The 1,309-nt window shown below is 62.1% G+C and carries 1 protein-coding gene and 1 other annotated feature; the gene reads left to right on the top strand.

Annotation, left to right across the window (positions count from 1 at the left end):
- Positions 1–50: 50 nt before the first annotated feature.
- Positions 51–1,270, top strand: a protein-coding gene (locus DFR29_RS28830) for an IS3 family transposase (protein WP_133822081.1) whose coding sequence is annotated in 2 segments (ribosomal slippage) — positions 51–336 and positions 336–1,270 — 1,221 coding nt in all. Because the reading frame shifts where the segments join, the coding sequence is not laid out codon by codon here.
- Positions 329–445: a sequence feature (AL1L pseudoknot), on the top strand. Its footprint overlaps the gene before it by 117 nt.
- Positions 1,271–1,309: the final 39 nt, after the last annotated feature.

The raw sequence follows: 1,309 nt of genomic DNA, 5'->3' as shown, positions 1-1,309 counted from the left end.
TGAACCGCCCCGGCTTTCCCGGAGGCTCTTTCCCTTGAGAGGATAGAGCGATGAGAAAGTCAGAGAAGTATTCGGAAGAGGTACGAGAGCGAGCGGTGCGGATGGTGCTGGAGCACCAGGCGGAATACGCATCGCAGTGGGCGGCGATCGAGTCGATCAGCGGAAAGTTCGGGTGTACGACGGAGACGCTGCGGCGCTGGGTCCGGCAGTCCGAACGTGACCAGGGCAAGCGATCGGGTCCAACGACGGCGGACCAGACGCGGATCAAGGAGTTGGAACGGGAGTTGCGTGAGCTGCGGCAGGCCAATGAGATCCTGCGCAAGGCGAGCGCCTATTTTGCCCAGGCGGAGCTCGACCGCCGATCCAAGTCATGACGGCGTTCATCGCTGAACACAGCGACAGTTACGGAGTCGAGCCGATCTGCAAGGTACTGCCGATCGCTCCGTCGACCTACTACGCGCATGCTGCGCGTCGGGCTGATCCGGAACTGCGCTCGAATCGGGCGCGGCGGGACGATGCGCTTTGCGGCGAGATTCGCCGAGTCTGGGACGCGAACAAACAGGTATACGGCGTGCGCAAGGTGTGGCGGCAACTGCTGCGCGAAGGCTTTCATGTGGCGCGTTGCACGGTGGCGCGGTTGATGAAGCGACGGGGGCTGGTCGGCGTGATACGCGGCAAAGTGGTCAAGACCACGCACAGCGACAAGGCCATTCCGTGTCCGCGCGATCAGGTGAATCGGCAGTTTCGGGCCGAACGTCCGAACCTGCTGTGGGTGTCGGACTTTACCTACGTATCGACCTGGCAGGGGTTCGTCTACGTGGCGTTCGTCATCGACGTCTTTGCACGGCGTATCGTGGGCTGGAAGGTATCCAGCTCGGCTCGAACCGACTTCGTACTCGACGCCTTGGAACAGGCGTTGTACGCACGCCAGCCAACGCAAGGCGGCCTGATTCATCACTCCGATCGCGGCGTGCAATACGTCTCGATTCGCTACACCGAGCGTCTGGCCGAGGCGGGTATCGAACCGTCCGTCGGTAGCGTCGGCGACTCTTACGACAATGCGCTAGCCGAATCGATCAACGGACTGTACAAGGCCGAAGTGATTCATCGGCGTTCCTGGGCCAGTCGCGAAGCAGTCGAGCTGGCAACGCTGGAATGGGTCGACTGGTTCAATCACCATCGACTGCTGGGACCTATCGGCAACGTTCCGCCGGCAGAAGCTGAGGCGGCCTACTACCAGCAAATCCGTGAGCTCGCCATGGCGGCGTGACTCACACCAACGAGTCTCCGGGGTTCCCGGGGCGGTTCA

It is taken from the genome of Tahibacter aquaticus, assembly GCF_004363655.1.
GTDB lineage: Bacteria > Pseudomonadota > Gammaproteobacteria > Xanthomonadales > Rhodanobacteraceae > Tahibacter > Tahibacter aquaticus.
The sequence above is the reverse complement of the archived record's forward strand: the minus strand, read 5'-3'. Positions and strand labels throughout refer to the sequence as shown.